The sequence below is a fragment of the Pseudoxanthomonas sp. OG2 genome, from assembly GCF_014192765.1.
GTDB classification, from domain to species: domain Bacteria; phylum Pseudomonadota; class Gammaproteobacteria; order Xanthomonadales; family Xanthomonadaceae; genus Pseudoxanthomonas_A; species Pseudoxanthomonas_A beigongshangi.
Map to the genome: position 1 here is coordinate 494,471 of NZ_JACHYM010000002.1, position 18,890 is coordinate 513,360.

General features: G+C 68.5%; 16 protein-coding genes. 12 read left to right on the forward strand and 4 right to left on the reverse strand.

What is annotated here, in order from left to right; translation table 11 throughout:
* Positions 1-74: 74 nt before the first annotated feature.
* The 4 genes from FHW78_RS15310 (at position 75) to FHW78_RS15325 (ending at position 3,973) form a co-directional block, all read left to right on the forward strand.
* Positions 75-1,475, forward strand: coding sequence for a PhoH family protein (locus FHW78_RS15310; protein ID WP_183642502.1), 1,401 nt, complete (start codon positions 75-77; stop codon positions 1,473-1,475).
* Positions 1,476-1,593: 118 nt separating this feature from the next.
* Positions 1,594-2,271 carry a YoaK family protein gene (locus FHW78_RS15315; RefSeq protein ID WP_183642505.1) on the forward strand — a complete coding sequence of 226 codons (678 nt, stop codon included), beginning with the start codon at positions 1,594-1,596 and terminating at the stop codon, positions 2,269-2,271.
* Positions 2,272-2,312: 41 nt separating this feature from the next.
* The gene (gene thiD, locus FHW78_RS15320) at positions 2,313-3,125 is read left to right on the forward strand and encodes a bifunctional hydroxymethylpyrimidine kinase/phosphomethylpyrimidine kinase (protein ID WP_183642507.1); all 813 of its coding nucleotides are present in this window, start codon (positions 2,313-2,315) and stop codon (positions 3,123-3,125) included.
* Positions 3,122-3,973: an alpha/beta fold hydrolase gene (locus tag FHW78_RS15325; protein ID WP_183642510.1), complete on the forward strand. Its 852-nt coding sequence runs from the start codon at positions 3,122-3,124 to the stop codon at positions 3,971-3,973. Before thiD ends, FHW78_RS15325 begins: the two co-directional genes overlap by 4 nt.
* A 3-nt stretch (positions 3,974-3,976) precedes the next feature.
* On the opposite strand, the gene FHW78_RS15330 is transcribed toward FHW78_RS15325, so the two are convergent.
* Both FHW78_RS15330 and galE read right to left on the reverse strand, forming a co-directional pair.
* Positions 3,977-5,026, reverse strand: coding sequence for a diguanylate cyclase (locus FHW78_RS15330; RefSeq protein ID WP_183642512.1), 1,050 nt, complete (start codon positions 5,024-5,026; stop codon positions 3,977-3,979).
* 102 nt (positions 5,027-5,128) lie between these two features.
* The gene (galE, locus tag FHW78_RS15335; RefSeq protein ID WP_183642515.1) at positions 5,129-6,145 is read right to left on the reverse strand and encodes a UDP-glucose 4-epimerase GalE; all 1,017 of its coding nucleotides are present in this window, start codon (positions 6,143-6,145) and stop codon (positions 5,129-5,131) included.
* Positions 6,146-6,346: 201 nt separating this feature from the next.
* On the opposite strand from galE, the gene tviB reads away from it, so the two are divergent.
* From tviB to FHW78_RS20200, 8 genes are all read left to right on the forward strand, one after another.
* Complete coding sequence (gene tviB / locus FHW78_RS15340; protein ID WP_305076301.1) at positions 6,347-7,636, forward strand: Vi polysaccharide biosynthesis UDP-N-acetylglucosamine C-6 dehydrogenase TviB; 1,290 nt, start codon at positions 6,347-6,349, stop codon at positions 7,634-7,636.
* A gap of 52 nt (positions 7,637-7,688) precedes the next feature.
* Positions 7,689-8,696 carry an NAD-dependent epimerase gene (locus FHW78_RS15345; protein ID WP_183642518.1) on the forward strand — a complete coding sequence of 336 codons (1,008 nt, stop codon included), beginning with the start codon at positions 7,689-7,691 and terminating at the stop codon, positions 8,694-8,696.
* Positions 8,697-8,769: 73 nt separating this feature from the next.
* Complete coding sequence (locus tag FHW78_RS15350) at positions 8,770-9,393, forward strand: XrtA/PEP-CTERM system exopolysaccharide export protein (protein ID WP_141453383.1); 624 nt, start codon at positions 8,770-8,772, stop codon at positions 9,391-9,393.
* Positions 9,393-10,988 carry an XrtA system polysaccharide chain length determinant gene (locus tag FHW78_RS15355; RefSeq protein WP_183642521.1) on the forward strand — a complete coding sequence of 532 codons (1,596 nt, stop codon included), beginning with the start codon at positions 9,393-9,395 and terminating at the stop codon, positions 10,986-10,988. The genes FHW78_RS15350 and FHW78_RS15355 overlap by 1 nt, the downstream gene beginning before the upstream one ends.
* 10 nt (positions 10,989-10,998) lie before the next feature.
* On the forward strand, positions 10,999-11,763 hold the full coding sequence (locus FHW78_RS15360) for a polysaccharide biosynthesis protein (RefSeq protein WP_141453386.1): 765 nt from the start codon (positions 10,999-11,001) through the stop codon (positions 11,761-11,763).
* Positions 11,764-11,781: 18 nt separating this feature from the next.
* On the forward strand, positions 11,782-13,089 hold the full coding sequence (locus FHW78_RS15365) for a hypothetical protein (protein WP_183642524.1): 1,308 nt from the start codon (positions 11,782-11,784) through the stop codon (positions 13,087-13,089).
* Between the two features lie 10 nt (positions 13,090-13,099).
* Positions 13,100-14,974: a heparinase II/III family protein gene (locus FHW78_RS15370; protein WP_183642527.1), complete on the forward strand. Its 1,875-nt coding sequence runs from the start codon at positions 13,100-13,102 to the stop codon at positions 14,972-14,974.
* A gap of 360 nt (positions 14,975-15,334) precedes the next feature.
* Positions 15,335-17,182, forward strand: a complete 1,848-nt coding sequence (locus FHW78_RS20200; RefSeq protein ID WP_183642530.1) for a heparinase II/III family protein — start codon at positions 15,335-15,337, stop codon at positions 17,180-17,182.
* A gap of 26 nt (positions 17,183-17,208) precedes the next feature.
* On the opposite strand, the gene FHW78_RS15380 is transcribed toward FHW78_RS20200, so the two are convergent.
* Positions 17,209-18,099: a glycosyltransferase family A protein gene (locus tag FHW78_RS15380; protein ID WP_183642532.1), complete on the reverse strand. Its 891-nt coding sequence runs from the start codon at positions 18,097-18,099 to the stop codon at positions 17,209-17,211.
* Positions 18,100-18,106: 7 nt separating this feature from the next.
* Positions 18,107-18,889, reverse strand: a complete 783-nt coding sequence (locus FHW78_RS15385) for a glycosyltransferase family 2 protein (RefSeq protein WP_255443365.1) — start codon at positions 18,887-18,889, stop codon at positions 18,107-18,109.
* Position 18,890: the final 1 nt, after the last annotated feature.

Sequence of the window (18,890 nt, forward strand, 5' to 3'; positions counted from 1 at the left end):
GGGCGTGGTGGTTCGCTGCTGTGCGCTCTCCGCGGCGCGTGTTCACACATATCATCCTCCATGAGGCTGCCTGAATGACCCGAAGCAAGCGCATCTATGTGCTGGACACCAACGTGCTGATGCACGACCCCACGGCGCTGTTCAAGTTCGAAGAACATGACGTGTTCCTGCCGATGCAGGTGATCGAGGAACTGGACAACGCCAAGAAGGGCACCTCCGAAGTCAGCCGCAACGCCCGCCAGGTCAGCCGTTTCCTCAACGAACTGATCGTGGGCGCCGGCGCCGACCACATCCAGGCCGGCATCACCCTGACCCATCCGCAGGGCCTGCAGCTGAAGGCGCGTGGACAGATCGGCAAACTGTATTTCCAGGTCAAGCCGGTGGATCCCGGCCGCACCTTCGGCACTGTCGCGCCGGACAACAAGATCCTGGCGGCGGTGCTGGAACTGCGCGAGGAGCATCCGGAAGTCCCGGTCATCCTGGTGTCCAAGGACATCAACCTGCGCATCAAGGCCTCGATCAGCGGACTGGCCGCCGAGGACTACGAGAACGATCGCGCGCTCGACGATTTCAGCCTGCTGTACACCGGCGCCACCGAGCTGGGCGAGGATTTCTGGCACAAGCACAACGCCGATCTGCGCAGTTGGAGCGACAAGGGCCGCACCAGTTACGAGATCACCCTGGCCGACGACGAGGATTGGCATCCGAACCAGTACCTGTACCTGCCCGGCGACGACGAAGTCGAACTGCGGGTGGTCAAGGTCGGCGCGGATCGCAAGGCCACGCTCACCATCGTCGATGATTTCCGCCACGGCCAGCATGCGGTGTGGGGCATCACCGCGCGCAACCGCGAGCAGAACTTCGCGCTCAACGCGCTGATGGATCCGGAGATCGATTTCGTCACCCTGCTCGGCACCGCCGGCACCGGCAAGACCCTGCTGGCGCTGGCCGCCGGCCTGGCGCAGACGATGGACCAGCAGCGCTACCGCGAGATCATCATGACCCGCGCCACCGTCAGCGTCGGCGAGGACATCGGTTTCCTGCCCGGCACCGAGGAGGAAAAGATGACGCCGTGGATGGGCGCGCTGACCGACAACCTGGAAGTGCTGACCCATAACCAGGAAGGCGGCGCCTGGGGCCGCGCGGCAACCAACGACCTGCTCGCCAGCCGGATCAAGATCCGCTCGATGAACTTCATGCGCGGCCGCACCTTCCTGAGCCGCTACCTGATCCTGGACGAAGCCCAGAACCTGACGCCCAAGCAGATGAAGACGCTGATCACCCGCGCCGGTCCGGGCACCAAGATCGTCTGCCTGGGCAACGTCGAGCAGATCGACACGCCCTACCTGACCGAAACCACCTCCGGCCTCACCTACGCGGTGGATCGGTTCAAGGGCTGGGCGCACAGCGCGCACATCACCCTGCGCCGCGGCGAGCGTTCGCGGTTGGCGGACTACGCTTCGGAAGTGCTGTAAGGCGCACGCCGGTGGCGATGCCGGTTCGCGCCGGCATCGCCACCGCGCATCCGCGGCAAGGCGGATGCGGGGCTGATCGCATAGACTCGTCCGCTGGTTCGGCGAATCCATCCTGCACATGGGCATGCAACTTCCGCGCTGGGTCTGGATCGGCGCGATTGCGCTGGCTTGCGTGGCCGGCATGGTCAACGTCATCGGCTTCCTGGGCTTCGAGCACCAGGCCATCAGCCATCTCACCGGCACCACCAGCCTGCTCGGCGCGGCGCTGGCGGCCGGCGACGGCCGTTCCATCGCGCACCTGTGGGGCGTGCTGATCGCCTTCTGCCTCGGCGCGACCCTGAGCGGGCTGATCATCCAGGACCAGACCCTGCAGCTCGGGCGCCGCTACGGCGTGGTGCTGACGGTGGAAGCGCTGCTGCTGGCGGCGTCGGTGCCGTTGTTCCAGCGGGAACAGATCTGGGGCGGGCTGCTGGCGGCCACCGCGTGCGGCCTGCAGAACGCGATGGTCACCACCTACAGCGGTGCGCTGGTGCGCACCACCCATCTCAGCGGCATGTTCACCGACCTGGGCATCGGCCTGGGCCACCTGATCCGCGGACGTCCGCTGCCGATGCGCCGGCTCACCCTGAGCGGCCTGATCATCAGCGGTTTCCTGGCCGGCGGCGTGATCGGTGCCTGGCTGTTCCGGCGCTGGAGCTATGAAGCGTTGTTCGCGCCGGCCCTGCTGACCGGCATGACCGGACTGGGCTACGTGATCTACCGGCACTGGAGCGTGCACCGGTCCGCGCGCGGCTAGCGTCGGCCGCCGCGGCGCGGACGGATGGCACAATGTCGGCCATGACGCATCCTTCCGTGGTTTCCGCCCTCACCATCGCCGGTTCCGACTCCGGTGGCGGCGCCGGCATCCAGGCCGATCTCAAGACCTTCGCCGCGCATGGCGTGCATGGCCTGTCGGCCATCGCCGCATTGACCGCCCAGCACACCCGCGGCGTGACCGCAGTGAACGTGCCGCCGATGGATTTCCTGCGCGCGCAGCTGGACGCCAGCTTCGACGATTTCGACGTGCGCGTGGCCAAGCTGGGCATGCTCGCCACCGCCGAGGTGATCGAAACCGTCGCCGGGGTACTGCGCGCGCGCGCGCCGGCGCACGTGGTGGTGGATCCGGTGATGGTCGCGACCAGCGGCGCCAAGCTGCTGGAGGACAGCGCCCTGCAGGCATTGCGCGGACACCTGCTGCCGCTGGCCAGCGTGGTCACGCCGAACCTGCCGGAAGCCGAGCTGCTGCTCGGTGGCCGCGGGATCACCAGCCTGGACGACATGCATGCCGCCGCGCTCGCCCTGCGCGAGCTGGGCGCGAAGGCGGTGTTCCTGAAAGGCGGACACCTGCCGGGCGCGGACGACGTCACCGATCTGTTCGCCGACGCCTCCGGCGTGCGCGGCATTTCCCATCCGCGCCTGGCGCTGGAAGCGCACGGCACCGGCTGCACCCTGGCCTCGGCGATCGCCGCCAACCTGTGCCGCGGCATGGCGCTGGCCGACGCCTGCTTCGCCGCCTCCGATTACGTGCATGCCGCACTGAAGCAGGGCTATCGCCCCGGCCGCAGCGCGGTCGTCGTCCTGGATCATTTCGGAGCCTCGCCTTGCCGATGAACATCGACGCCCGCGAACTGCCGGCGGCCAGCGCCGATGGCCATGCCTGGACACTGGCCGCGCGCGTGCCGGAACAACCACGCGCGCACCTGCTCTGGTTGCCGGCGCTCGGCGTCGCCGCCCGCCACTACCTGCCCTTCGCCGAAGCGCTGGCCGCGCGCGGCGTCGCGGTGTATCTGCACGAATGGCGCGGCAACGGCGGCAGCAACCTGCGCCCGGATCGCCGGCACGACTGGGGCTACCGCGAACTGCTCACCGAGGACCTGCCGGCCAGTCACGCGCGGGTGCGTGCGCAGGCCGCCGGCACCCCCAGCTTCATCGGCGGGCACAGCCTGGGCGGGCAACTGGCCGCCTGCTACCTGGGGCTGCATCCGCAGGCGTTCGAGCGGCTGTGGCTGGTCGCCAGCGGCACCCCGTACTGGAAAACCTTCGCCCCGCCGCGTGGCTGGCTGCTCCCCTGGTTCTACCAGTTCGCGATCTGGCTGGCGCGTCGACGCGGCACCTTTCCCGGCCGGCAGTTGGGCTTCGGCGGGGAGGAGGCGCGCGGCCTGATCGGCGACTGGGCCACGGTGGGCCTGAGCGGCCACTATGCCGCCGTCGGGCTGGACGCGGATCTGGACGCGGCCATGGCCGGCGCGGCGCCGGCGATCCGCGGCGTGCTGTTCAATCGCGATTGGCTGGCGCCGCCTGCTTCGCTGGCCGGGCTGCTGGCGAAATTCCCGCGCGCACGCAAGCACGTGCTGCGGCTGGACGCCCGCGCGCTGGGCGCCCGCGCCGACCATTTCGCCTGGATGAAACAACCCGACGCCGTCGCCGCCGCGCTGTGCGGAACGGACGACGCGGACTGAGGCTCAGCCGACCACGATGCAGTCGCGGCCCTTGCGCTTGGCCTGGTAGAGACCGCGATCGGCAGCGTCGATCCAGTCGCTCACTGTAGCCATCGACGGACTGATCTCGGCCAGGCCGATGCTGACCGTGCAGCGCAGGCCGTCACGGGTGAACGCGTAGGCCGCCACCTGCCGGCGCAGGCGTTCGGCCGCGACGATCGCGTCCTCCCACTGGGTCTCCGGCATGACGATGCCGAATTCATCGCCACCATAGCGTCCGCCGGTGTCGGCATCGCGCAGGCAGGCCTTCATCAGGCGCGCGAATTCCTCCACCACGCCATCGCCGATGGTGTGCCCGCGGGTGTCGTTGATCTGCTTGAAATGGTCGATGTCGATCAGCACCAGCACCGCCGGCCGGCGCGCGCGCTGGTAGCGGTTGAGTTCCACCGACACCGCGTACAGCCACTGCTGCCGGTTCATCAGGCCGGTGGCGGCGTCGAAGCGCGCCATCTTCTCCAGCAGATCCTTGTGCTGCTGCGCCTTGCGCGAGATGGCATGGGTGGCGAAGCCGATCGCCATCGGATAGATCGCCAGGAACGGCAGGCAGGCCAGCACCACCGGATAGCTGGTCCGCGGTTCGAAGGCGAATCCCCAGGCCGCGCTCGCCGCCAGGCAGGTCAGCACCATCGCCCCGAGCGTGCGGGCGCCGAAGCGCGGACCGCCGATGATGACCTTGTCCATCGTGAGCATCACCGCCAGCAGCGCGCTGGGCAGCGCATCGAAGCGCATCGCGGCGACCCAGAAGCCGCCCATCGCGGCGTCGAAGGTCAGGTTGCGGTATTCGTCGTTGATCGGGTCAGCGCTGCGGCGGACGCGCCAATAGGCCAGGTGCGGCCAGACCAGGCCATTGAACAGCAGCAGCAGCCAAAGGCCGGGACCGTCGCCGTGCTCGTGCAGGACCGCGCCGACGCAAAGGGTGCCCAGCCCCAGTCCCAGCACCCGCATCCGATAAGTACGGAAGCCGAAGCGGCTGCGGGTCTGCTCGTCGATGCGGTTCGCGCGTTCCAGTGGCAAGACAAGCGGTCGGTGGCTCCGTCCGGCGGATTCTCCGCGAACGGGCCGGCAGCGTCCAGCGGCGAAGGCATGCGCCGGCGCCGTGCGCCCGCGTACGTCGGGTCAGGCCGCCTCGTATCCGCGCGGATTCATCGACTGCCAGCGCCAGGCGTCTTCGCACATGGCGTCGACATCCAGGCCCGCGCGCCAGCCCAGCATCGCCTGCGCGCGCGAAGGATCCGCGTAGACTTCGGCCACATCGCCGGTGCGGCGGCCAACGATCTCGTAAGGGATTTCCCGCCCCGAGGCCCGTGCGAAGGCCCGGACCAGTTCCAGCACGCTGACACCCTGCCCGGTTCCCAGGTTGACGGTCAGGTTGCCGCCCGCATGCGCGGGCGCGGCCAGCGCGTCGGCGTGGGCGCGCGCCAGATCGGTCACGTGGATGTAGTCGCGCACGCCGGTGCCGTCGCGGGTGGGGTAATCCCCGCCGAAGATGTGCAGGCGTTCGCGCCGGCCCACCGCCACCTGGCAGATATAGGGCATCAGGTTGTTGGGGATGCCGGCGGGATCCTCTCCGATCAATCCGGATACGTGCGCGCCCACCGGGTTGAAGTAGCGCAGGTTGACGACATGGAAATCCGGATCCGCGCGGCACAGATCGCCGATCAGCTCTTCCATCACCAGCTTGGTGCGGCCGTAGGGATTGGTGACCCGCAGGGGCGCCTCTTCATGGATGGGGACCTGTTCCGGATCGCCGTAGACCGTGGCCGAGGAGCTGAACACCAGGCGGCGCACGCCGGACGCGCGCATGGCCTGCAGCAGGTGGATGGTGCCGCCGATGTTGTTCTCGAAGTAGTCCAGGGGGCGCTGGCAGGATTCGCCGACCGATTTCAGCGCGGCGAAATGGACCACGGCGTCGTAGGCGTGCGCGTCGAACAGCGCGTGGATGGCGGCCCGGTCGCGCAGATCGAGGGTATGGCAGACCGGCACCTGGCCGGTGATCCTTTCCAGCCGGCCCAGCACCCGCGGTGAGCTGTTTGAGAAGTTGTCGGCGATGTGCACGTGGTGACCGCGCGCGGCCAGTTCCACATAGGTGTGCGCACCGATGTAGCCGGCACCGCCACAGAGCAGGATACGCATTCCCCGGTCCCGTCGATTCGTCCCATGGCCCGGCCCGGGATGGGCCGTGCTCCATCCCGTGATACGCGAGGACCGCGCCGGACAGGCCAACCCCGCGTCCGGGCCCCGGCGTGTCCTCTCCGCGATGGTTTGCGCGTTTCCCGGCGTACACACCCGCTAGACTTCAGCGGTCGCATGTCCACCACAGGGGAACGACGTTTGATGAATGCCTCACTGCCCGCGCTCGACCAGGTCAAGATCGCCGTGATCGGCCTTGGCTACGTCGGCCTCCCGCTCGCCACGGCCTTCGGGCGCCGCTTCCCCACGCTGGGGTTCGACATCAACGGCAAGCGCGTGCAGGAACTGCGCCGCCACCACGACCACACCCTGGAAGTCTCCGAGGCCGAGCTCAAGGCCGCCAGCCTGCTGGATTTCAGCGATGATCCGGAAGCGCTCAAGGGCTGCAATGTGTTCATCGTGACCGTGCCCACCCCCATCGACGAGTACAAGCGCCCGGACCTGCGCCCGCTGGAATCGGCCAGCCGCACCGTCGGCCGCGCGATCGGTCCCGGCGGCGTGGCCATCTACGAGTCCACCGTCTACCCCGGCGCGACCGAGGAAGTCTGCGTGCCGATCATCGCGCGCGAGTCCGGACTGGTGTTCAACGACGACTTCTACGCCGGCTACAGCCCCGAGCGGATCAATCCCGGCGACAAGCAGCACCGCCTGGAAACCATCACCAAGGTGACCTCAGGTTCCACCCCGGAGGTGGCCGATTTCGTCGATGCGCTGTACGGCGCGATCGTCACCGCCGGCACCCACAAGGCCTCCAGCATCCGCGTGGCCGAGGCGGCCAAGGTCATCGAGAACACCCAGCGCGACGTCAACATCGCCCTGATCAACGAACTGGCGCTGATCTTCCATCGCCTGGGCATCGACACCCACGAGGTGCTGGAAGCCGCCGGCACCAAGTGGAACTTCCTGCCGTTCCGCCCCGGCCTGGTCGGCGGCCACTGCATCGGCGTGGATCCCTATTACCTGACCCACAAGGCCCAGCAGATCGGCTACCACCCGGACGTGATCCTGGCCGGCCGCCGGATCAACGATGGCATGGGCGGGCACGTGGCCCAGCGCGTGGCCAAGCTGATGGGCCAGCGCGGCCTGCAGACCACCCGCTCCAACGTGCTGATCCTGGGCCTGGCGTTCAAGGAAAACTGCCCCGACCTGCGCAATACCCGGGTGGTGGACATCGTCGCCGAACTGCGCAGCTACAACGCCAACGTGCACATCCATGACCCGTGGGTGAGCGCGACCGAGGCGCGCGAGGAATACGGGCTGGAACTGGTTGCCGAACCCCAGCCGGGTGCGTACGACGCGGTGATCCTGGCGGTCTCGCACCGCGAGTTCATTGCCCTGGGCGTGGACGGCATCCGCGGCTTCGGCAAGCCCGGCGCGGTATTATTCGACGTCAAGCGCGCCCTGCCGCGCGCGGCGGTCGACGACAGCCTCTAGACACGGCTCCGCCTACCGTCGGACTCCCCATCCGAACCGTCCAAGGGCTTTCATGCGCGTACTGGTCACCGGCGCCGCCGGCTTCATCGGCTATCACCTGAGCGAGCGCCTGCTGGCGCGCGGCGACGAGGTGCTCGGCTATGACAACCTCAACCCGTATTACGACCCGCGGCTGAAGCAGGCCCGTCTGGACCGCCTGCTGCCGCGGCCGGGCTTCCGGTTCGTGAACGCCGCGCTGGAGGATCGCACCGCGCTGGAGCAGGCCTTCGACGGGTTCCGCCCGCAGCGGGTGGTCAACCTGGCCGCGCAGGCCGGCGTGCGCTATTCGCTGGAGAACCCTCAGGCGTATATCGACAGCAACATCGTCGGCTTCACCAATATCCTGGAAGCCTGCCGCCATCGCCGGGTCGAGCACCTGGTGTACGCGTCCTCCAGTTCGGTCTACGGCGCCAACCGCAAGCTGCCGTTCGCGGTCGAGGACAGCGTCGACCATCCGGTCAGCCTGTACGCGGCCAGCAAGAAGGCCAATGAACTGATGGCGCATACCTACAGCCACCTGTTCGACCTGCCCACCACCGGCCTGCGCTTCTTCACCGTCTACGGTCCGTGGGGCCGGCCGGACATGGCGCTGTTCCTGTTCACCCGCAGGATCCTCGCCGGTGAACCGATCGACGTGTTCAACCACGGCCGCCACACCCGCGACTTCACCTACATCGACGACATCGTCGAGGGCGTGATCCGCACCCTGGACCGGGTGCCCGGGCCGGACCCGGACTATGACCCGCTGGTGCCCAGCCCGGCCACCTCCAGCGCGCCGTACCGCGTGTACAACATCGGCAACCACCAGCCGGTGGAACTGCTGCGCTACATCGAGGTGCTGGAGGATTGCCTGGGCCGCAAGGCCGAGCGCAACCTGCTGCCGCTGCAGCCGGGCGACGTGCCGGACACCTATGCCGACGTCGCCGCGCTGAGCCGGGACACCGGCTACGCGCCGTCCACGCCGATCGAGACCGGCGTGCGCCGTTTCGTCGACTGGTACCGGGATTTCTACCGGGTCTGACCCCTTCCGCTTGGCCGGTTTCGGCCGTCCGCCGCGTTTTCCCGGGTAATCCACACCACAGGGGAAACTTCCGATGAGACGCGCCCTTGCCGGCCTTGCCGCCGCAGGTCTTTCGCTACTGCTCGCCGCGTGCGCCACCACCTCGGGCAGCGACGCGCCGCCGCCGGTCGCCACCACCACGATGGCCACCGACGCCTACCACATCGGCGTGGACGACATCGTCCAGGTCTCGGTGTGGCGCAATCCGGAACTCGGCATCACCGTGCCGGTCCGGCCGGACGGCATGATCTCCGTGCCGCTGGTGGGCGATGTCTCCGCCGGTGGCCGCACCCCGCAGGAAGTCGCCAAGGACATCCAGGACAAACTGGCCGCGTTCGTGCGCGATCCGCAGGTGGCGGTGATCCTCACCGACCTGCGCAGCCATGAGTACCTTTCGCGCGTGCGCGTGACCGGTGCCGTGCGCCAGCCGGTGTCGCTGCCCTACCGTCCCGGCATGACCGTGCTCGACGCCGTGCTGGCCGCTGGCGGCATCACCGAGTTCGCCGCGCCGGATCGGTCCGACCTGCATCGCAAGAGCGCGGAGGAAACCCGCACCTACGCCGTGCGGCTGGACCGCATCCTCAACCGGGGTGACCTGAGCACCAACTACCCGGTCTCCCCCGGCGACGTGATCACCGTGCCCGAGCGGACGTTCTGATGAGCAACAATCCCCTTCCCGTCGCCCGCCGCGCGATCACCGCGCCGCAGGCCGCCGCGACCACGCTGACCCCGAACGAACTGGTGCCGATCCTGCTGGAGGAAGCCAAGCGCAACCGCCTGGCGATGGCCGCGATCTTCGCCGCGATCGCGCTGCTGACGCTGGTCGTGGGGCTGCTGGTGCTGCCCAAGAACTACACCGCCGCCACCACCATCCTGGCCCAGGAAAGCGACATCATCCAGCCGCTGCTGGAAGGCCGCGCGGTGGCCACCCAGGTGGTGGACCGCGCCGGCATCGCCCGCCAGGTCATCTACAGCCGCAAGGTGCTGGAAGAAGCGATGAAGGCCGGCGGCTGGCTGGAAAGCAAGCCTTCCCCGGTGGAACAGGATCGGTTGCTGGAACAGCTCAAGGGCCGCATCGCGATCACCAGCCCGCGCCCGAACCTGGTCCAGATCGCGTACCGCGACACCGACGCCAAGCGCACCTACGACGTCACCGAGCGGCTGGGCGCGCTGTTCATCCAGGAAAGCCTGGCCGCCAAGGAACGCGAGAGCCGCGAGGCCTACGAGTTCATCGACAGCCAGGTCACCGACTACCACGCCAAGCTGATGGAAGCGGAGAACAAGCTGCGCGACTACCGTTCGGCCAACGCCGACGCCCAGCCCGGCAGCGCCACCGACGCCAACACCCGCATCAGCGCCCTGCGCACCCAGGTTGAACAGACCCGGATGTCGCTGCTGGAACAGCGTTCGCGCGAAGGTGCGATCGCCTCCCAGCTGTCGGGCGAATCGGCGGTGACCGCGGTGGCCACCCGCGAAAGCCTGTACCGCGCGCAGCTGCTGGAACTGCAGGGCCAGCTGGATCGGCTACTGCTCAACTACACCGAACAGCACCCGGACGTGGTCCGCATCCGCCACCAGATGGCGGACCTGCAGCAGGCCATGACCAATGAACAGCAGCGCCGCGCGCAGGCGCCGCAGGGCAACAGCCCGTTCGACGACACCCAGATGAACCCGCTGTACCAGGAACTGCGCAGCCAGCAGGCGCAGACCCGGCGCGAAGTCGCCGCGACCCAGTCGCGGATGTCGATCGCCGAGTCGATGCTCAACGATGAGCTCAACCGCAGCCGCCGCATCGCCGAGTCGGAAAGCGCGCTGGCCGAGCTGACCCGCGACTACGAAGTCAACCGCGACATCTACCAGGATCTGCTGCGCCGGCGCGAGAACGCCCGCGTGTCGATGGAGCTGGATCGCGAGAAGCGCGGCCTGACCCTGCGCGTGCAGGATCCGGCGACGATGCCGCTGCGCCCGACCGGCCTGCGCTTCCTGCACTTCGCCATCGCCGGCCTGCTGGTGGCGGTCGCGCTGCCGATCGGCCTGCTGTTCCTGCGCGCCCGCTTCGACCCGCGCATCCGCTCGGCCCGCCAGCTGCAGAAGGCCACCGGCCTGGTGCTGCTGACTTCGGTGCCGGCCTATGCCTCGCCGCACGATCGCCGCCTGCAGCTCAAGCGCAACGCGCTGAGCATCGGCATGCTCGTCGTCGTCGTCCTCGCCTATGCCTTGGCCTTCGGGCTGAAGCAGATGGCCGCAGCCTGAGGACGATGCCATGCAACAAGCCACTCTGGAACCGCTCGTGACCCCGGACAACGAACGTTCGCAAGGCGTGCCCAACCGCGCCGACACCGCCCGCTCCCTGGCCCTCATGGATGAACCCAAGGCGCTGACGCCGCGCGAGCTCGAGGAGCGCCGGGTCATCCACCGCAACGATTCGGTACGCGAACAGGCCGACGCCTTCCGCGAGCTGCGCACGCGCCTGCTGGCGCTGGGCGGCGAGCGCAATTTCGTCACCCTGGTCGCGCCGGTCACCCACGGCTGCGGCGGCAGTTTCGTCGCCCGCAACCTGGCGGCCGCGTTCGCCTTCGACGACAGCAAGTCGGCGCTGCTGGTGGATTGCGACGCACTGCATCCCACCCAGCACACCGCGTTGCGCATCGACGCCGGCCACGGCGGGCTGATGGACTACCTGGAGGACAGCGAGGGCGACCTGGCGCGGATCATCTACCGCACCGGCGTGCCGCGGCTGCGCCTTATTCCCAGCGGTCCGCAGCGCGAGACCAGCGGCGAGGCCTACAGCTCGTTCAAGATGCGGGCGATGGTCGATTCGCTGCGCAGCCGTTATCCCGATCGCTACCTGATCCTCGACAGCCCCTCGGTGCTGGGTTCGCCGGACGCGCGCATCCTGTCCGAACTGGCGGATCTGGTCGTGCTGGTGGCCGGCTACGGCAAGGCGACCCCGGAAAACATCGAGAAGGCCGTCGCCAGCTTCCCGCACGAGAAGGTCGCCGGCGTGGTCTTCAACCAGATTCCCTGATACGCAAGGAGCAGGCGCATGCCGATGAAGTATGTGGGAGCCTCGGTCATCACCGCCGCCACGCTCGCCGGGATCCCGGCCGACGCCTTGGCCGCCCGGGTCGACTACACCGTCGACCTGGGCGTGGAGGACAACGACAACGTCACCCTCGCGCCCTTCGATCCGATCCAGCAGCGCTACCTGCGCGCGGGCCTGGGATTCACCGTCACCGAGAACCTGTCGGCGCTGCAGCTGAGCCTGGGTGGGCGGGTGGAATACCGGGACTACGAGGACGACGTGTTCGACGACACCGTCGACGGCACCCTCAGCGGACGGATGAACTGGATCGCCATTCCCGAGCGCCTGTTCTTCACCGTCGAGGACAACCTGTCGGTGCAGCCGGTCAATGCGCTGGCGCCGGATGCACCCGGCAACCGCCAGCAGGTCAACGTGTTCTCGCTCGGCCCGACCCTGCTGTTCAACTGGAGTTCCGCGCTGCGCGGCCAGGCCGAGCTGCGCTACGTCAACAGCGATGCCGAGATCACCGACGAATTCAACTCGCAGCGCGTCGCCGCCGCGTTGCGCGCGATCAAGGAATTCTCGGCGACCAGCCGGATGTCGGCGAACTTCCAGGCACAGCGGGTGGATTTCGACAATGATGTCGTCGCCCGCGACTACAACCGCTACGACCTGTTCGCCCGCTACTCGCGCACGCTCGCGCATTTCGAGCTGGGCGCCGACCTGGGCTATTCGCGCATCGACTACCGCCAGGGCGAAAGCCGTTCGGATCCGTTGATCCGACTGGACGCCGAGTGGAACCCGACCTCGCGCAGCCAGTTCACCGCCGCCATCGCCAGCCAGTTCTCCGATACCGCCACGGACGCACTGCGGGGCATCGATACCGACGCACCGGCCACCGTGCCCGAACACGTGCTGACCGGCGACGCCATCGTCAACGCGTCGCCGTACGAGGTGCGCAGCCTGGACCTGGGCTACCAGTTCACCAGCACCCGCACCAACTTCTCGATTTCGCCCTACGTGCAGAAGCGCAACTACGTGGATTCGGACGAGTTCGACCAGAAGAACCGCGGCGCGCGCTTCGACCTGCACTGGCTGGTGCGGCAGTCGTTGACCCTGGGCACCTACGCGACCCACGAGAAGCTCGAATACACCGTGCTCAATCGCGAGGACAAGACCACCCGCCTGGGCGCGACCCTGCGCTACGAATGGTCGCGGCACTGGAGCCTGGGCCTGCTGTGGGAGCGCTACAAGCGCGAAAGCACCGATCTGGGCCAGGACGTCTCGCAGAACATCGTCTATCTGAGCGTGTCCTACACCAACCGCTGAGGCCGCCATCATGCGCACGCGCCCCTCGCCTTCCCCGTCGCCCGCTTCGCGCATGAAGAGCCATGGCTGGCCCAGCGTGTTCCTGCTGGCGCTGGCCCTGCTGGCCGCGGCGATGGGCCAGTGCAGCGAAACCGGCGCCGGCCTGCCGGAACAGAAGGCCGCCACGCCGCCGCCCCCACCGGCCGAGCCGCCATCTCCGGCGGCACCCGCGATGGCGGCGGCGACCGGCAAGGATGCGCTGAACCTCGAACTTTCACGGGTGGACCGGCGTTCGTCGGCCTACTCGCGCTTCCGCGGCTGGGTCGACAGCGCGGTGGCCGGCAGCCCCGGCTACGCGTTCGCCGCCGGCGACGCGGCGCTGATGTTCCTGCTCAGCGATGGCGCCAAGTATTGCGACCTGGCCGTGCGCATGGTCGAGCAGCAGGTATCCGAAGCCGAGGCGACAATCGTCTCCGGTGGCCGTCCGGCGATCTCCGGCGACTCCTACCTGGAAGTCGGCCCGCACCTGGCCGACCTGGCGATGACCCTGCACAGTTGCCCGGCGGACATCGACGCCGCGCGGCGCAAGCGCTGGTCCGACTATGCCGAGCAGGCGGTGTGGAATGTCTGGCATCCGGCGCAGGCGCAGTGGGGCGGCAAGGCGCATCCGTGGAGCGGCTGGTCGATCGACAATCCCGGCAACAACTACTACTACAGTTTCCTGGAAGCGACCATGTACTGGGCGCTGGTCAGCGGCAATCCGACCTGGATGAAGGAACTGCGCGAGCGCCGCCTGCCGCCGCTGCAGGCGTACTTCGCCGGCCTGCCCGGCGGCGGCAGCCGCGAAGGAACCGGTTACGGCGCGGCGCAGATGCGCCTGTTCGGCCTGTACCGGCTGTGGCGCGACAGCACCGGCGAGGATCTGGCCAATGCCAATCCGCACGCGCACGACAGCATCGCCTACTGGGTGCATGCGACCGTACCGACGATGGATCGCTTCGCGCCGATCGGCGACCAGGCGCGCAACTCGGTTCCGGAACTGTTCGACTACCACCGCCGGCTGGTGCTGGAAGCGCGCCAGCTCACCCAGGAACCGAATGCGCTGGCGATGTCGTCCTGGTGGCTGGGCCACATCTCGGTGCCGCGGATGAGCCAGGGCTTCAACAGCCGCTACGATCTGCTGCCCGCCGGCGAAGGCGGTGCGGCGCCGACCGATCTGATCTACCTGGCCGAGGGCGCGGGCCATCTGTTCGCCCGCACCGGCTGGGACAAGGACGCGATGTGGCTGTCGTTCGTCGCCGGTCCCTACAACGAGAGCCATGCGCACCAGGACCAGGGTTCGTTCACCCTGTTCGCACGCGACTGGCTGGCGGTGAGCGAGAACATCTGGAGCCACAGCGGCATCCAGCAGGGCACGCCGGTCCACAACGTGGTCCGCTTCGAACGCAGCAACCCCGACGCCCAGCAATGCGCCGCGCCGCGCGGCGACGTGGTCGTCCACCAGTGCGAATCACCGCAGTCACGCTCCAAACTCAGCCTGACCCGCAATCCGGATGGCGGACTGACCGCGACCGCCGACCTGACCCCCGTCTACCGCGGCAATCCCGCGCTGGACAGCTGGCAGCGACGCATCGATTTCGGCGGCCGCAAGCTGCTGGTGCGCGACACCTTCAAGCTCGGCGCGGGCACGCGCGCGATCTTCCAGGTCAACGTGCCGGAGAAGCCACGCATCCAGGGCAACGAGGCGCAGGCCGGGCGGCTGAAGATCCGGGTGCTGGAACCGGCCGGCGCCACCCTGCGCGCGCACGACTGGAGCAGCGTGGACGCGCAGGAGTTCCGCAGCGGCTGGCGGCTGGACGTGGAAGGCGGTCAGGCCGGCTATCTGGTCGAACTCAGTGAACAATGATGCTTCCGTCACAGTTCCACTCCGGTGACCCCGCTGTTCGGGTCATGTCATCGTCACGACTTCCCCACCAAACGATCTAAAACCTGAACAAGCAGGGGCCGCAGGGGCCGCTATCGGCGGTCGAGTCCGTTATGCGGCTATGATGCGCTCGCCGTTGCGCGGGTCGATGTGGCTAGGGGGAGCCGCAGCGGGCGATCATTCACAGGTCGTGTCTTTCCTTTCTGCGCGCGGTTTCCTTGCCAGGAGATCCCCTTGTCGCGCATCCCGTTTTCCGGTGTCCCCCGCCCGCCGCGGTCCGCCCGCTGGCGCCGTTTCGCCCTTTCTTTCTTCATTGCCCTGCCCTTGTTGGCGGGACTCGGCGTGGCCAGCGCCGCGGGTCTGCTGGGCCAGCGCGCCCAATGGACCACGGTTCGCGTCTGGCACGATGTGCGTGCCGCCGCCGCCCAGATCGGGACGTTCGCGCGTACCCCGTTCGTGCGTCTCGGCGTCCGCAAGCCGGCCGCCGGCGAAACCCCGGTCATTCCTCCCTCCGTGCAGGTGCCGGTCACCGGCGGCGCGAGCGCACAGAACTCTTCGCAGCCCCGCCTGGTCGCCCTGCCCTCCGCGCGCCTGTACGTAAACCGCAGTTCCGCCGCCTATACCCGCTTCAAGAACTGGGTCGATGCGGCCGTCGGCAACGGCGGCACGGGTTACGGGTTCACCGCCAGCGAGGCGGCGATGATGTACCAGCTGTCGCCGGAAACCCGGTACTGCACGCTGGCCATCAACATCACCGAACGCCAGGTGACGGAGGCGGAAGCCGCCATCGCCGCTGGCGGCCGCCCCGCGGTCTCCAACGACTCCTATCTGGAAGTCGGCACCATGATCGCCGACGTGGCGACCACGCTGGACACCTGCGGAAGCTTCCTCACCGCCAGCCAGCGCAGCCGTTGGTCCGCCTACGCCGAGCAGGCCGTCTGGAACATCTGGAACTACAACAGCGCGCAATGGGGCGGGCGTTCGTTCCCGTGGTCGGGCTGGTCCACCAGCAACCCGGGCAACAACTATTACTACAGCTTCCTGGAAGCGACCATGTACTGGGCGCTGGCCAGCAAGAGCAGCACCTGGAAGAACTTCCTGCAGACCAACAAGCTGCCCGCGCTGCGCGAGTACTTCGCCCGCCTGCCCGGCGGCGGCAGCAGCGAAGGCACCGGCTACGGCACCTCGCACATGCGTTTGTTCTCGCTGTACCGGCTGTGGCGCGACGCTACGGGCACGGATCTCGCGTCGGCCAGCCCGCACGCGACCGACAGCATCTACTACTGGGCACATGCCACCGTACCGACGATGGATCGCTTCGCCCCGATCGGCGACCAGGCGCGCAACTCGGTTCCGGAGCTGTACGACTACCATCGCCGGCTCGTGCTGGAAGCACGCCAACTCGCCACCACCGCCGAGGCAAGCAATGTCGCCACCTGGTGGCTGCGCAACATTTCAGTAGCGCAGATGACCTCGGGTTTCAACTATCGCTACGACCTGTTGCCCGCGGGCTCCACTCCGGTCCAACCCAGCACGCTGGTCTATCACGCCAGGGGCGTGGGCCATCTGTTCGCCCGCACCGGCTGGGATCGCAGCGCGATGTGGGTGGCGATCGTCGCCGGCCCGTACAACGAGAGCCATGCGCACCAGGACCAGGGGTCGTTCACCCTGTTCGCCGGTGACTGGCTGGCGGTGACCGCCAATATCTGGAGCCATAGCGGCATCAACCAGGGAACCGATGTCCACAACATCGTGCGGTTCGCCCGCAACGGCACGGTGGTCCGCCAGTGCGAGTCGACGACCCGCGCATCCACCCTCAGCGTCAGCCCGGGTTCCGGCGGTTCGTTCACCGCCAATGCCAACCTGACTCCGGCCTTCTGCGACAACACCGCGGTGACCTCCTGGCAGCGCCAGTTCACCTTCGCCAACCGGCGCCTGACCGTGCGCGATCAGTTCGCCGTCACCAGCGGCACCACCGCGACCTTCCAGGTCAACGTACCCGTGGCGCCGACCCTGGTGAACAGCCGCGAAGCGGTCGCCGGACGCCTGCGGGTGCGGGTGCTCGAGCCGGCCAACGCCACCATCAACAGCAATTTCAGCTCGGGCAAGTACGTCGAGGACGGCGCGCGCTATCGCATCGACGTGACCGGCGGCACCAGCGGTTACGTGGTGGAGCTGAGCGAGATCTGATCCAGCCTGGCCCGCCTGCGCGACGCTCAGCCGTTGCGCAGGCGGCGACGCAGGTCCAGCAGCGGAGTCGGCACGAAAGTGGCCGACCACAGGCCCAGGCCACGCAGCGACATCCGGCTGGCCAACGCCTGCGACAACATCCTGCGCGCGCCGCGGATGTTGCGCGCGTGCAGCAGGTGCTGGCCGAAGTCGGTGCGGATGGCCCGCAGCTTGGCGTCCACCCGCGCCTGCGGCACGCCCAGCGTCCTGCCCAGGGTCACGGCGTTGTGCAGTTCCGCTCGTGCGCAGCGTTCGATGCGGCTGGTGATGCTGCCGGCGGCCGGGGTGTAGCGCCCGATCAGTTCGCCGCATGCCAGCACCCGCCAGCCGGCGTGGGCGATGCGCAGCCACAGGTGGTAATCCTCGGCGCCCACGAGTTCCGGCGATTCGTCGAAACCGCCCAGCGCCTCGAAGGCCTGCCGGCGCACCACCGTCATCGAGGTACAGACCCGGTTGCACTCCCACAGGGCGTCGAAATCCAGTTCCGGCGGCAGCGCCGCCGCGCGCGCGCGACCATGCAGCAGGCCGGCGCGCGGATCGCGCCCCAATTCCAGTTGCCGTTCAAGCTTGTGCGGCAACCAGCTGTCGTCGGCGTCGAGGAACGCGATCCATTCGCCGGCACAGGCGCGCGCGCCGGCGTTGCGGGCGGCGGCGGGGCCCGCGTTGGCCTGGCGCAGCAGGCGCACCCGCCCGCCGTAGCCGGCCAGCACCTCGGCCAGCCGGTCGCCGTCGGCGGAGCCATCGTCCACCACGATCACCTGGCGGGCAGGCACGGTCTGGGCGAACACGCTGTCCAGCGCCACCGCGATGGTCGCGGCGGCGTTGTAGGCGGGAATCACGACGGCATAGGAGTCGGTGGCTTCGGGCGTGGCTGTCATCGTCGGATCAGGTCGTCACCGGCTTGCGCTTCCACAGCGCGTGCCGGATGTACTGGAGCATGTACCAGGCCGCGCGCGGTGCGCTCAGTCCCTCGACCTGGCGATAGATGCGCCACTGCCAACCGGCAGCGCGCAGTTTGTTGGCCGACACCGAACCATTGCGCACCAGGTAGTACGCCAACGGGGCGTCGCCCGGCACCCGCACCGCGCTGCCGGCGCGGCGCACCCGATCCAGCCAGAACACGTAGTCCTCGTGCCCCATCTTCTGGAACGAAGCCTCGCCCAGGCGGCGGTCGTAGATGCCGGTGAGATTGCCGATGTGGTTGCTGCCCAGCATGCGGCGATAGTCGACTTCCAGCGGCGGCGACACCTTCGACAGCAGGCGGCCGTCCTCCGCCACCCGCTGGTAGCTGGCGTAGCAGACCATCGCGCCGGTCTCGCGCATCCACGCGAGCTGCAGTTCCAGCTTGCGCGGTTCCCACCAGTCGTCGCTGTCGAGAAAGGCGATGTGGGTGCCGCGCGCGGCGCGCAGCCCGGTGTTGCGCGCCGCCGCCACCCCGCCGTTGGGCTGGCGCACGGCCACGACGCGTTCGTCGCGGCGCGCCAGTTCCTCGACGATGGCGGCGGAACCATCGCGCGAGCCGTCGTCGATCAGGATCAGTTCCAGCTGCCCGAAGCTCTGCGCCAGCACCGAGTCGGCCGAACGCCGCAGGGTCTGCTCGGCGTTGTAGACCGGCATGATCACGCTCACCAGCGTGTCGGCGTCCTGCGCGGGCAAGCGGGCGGCCATG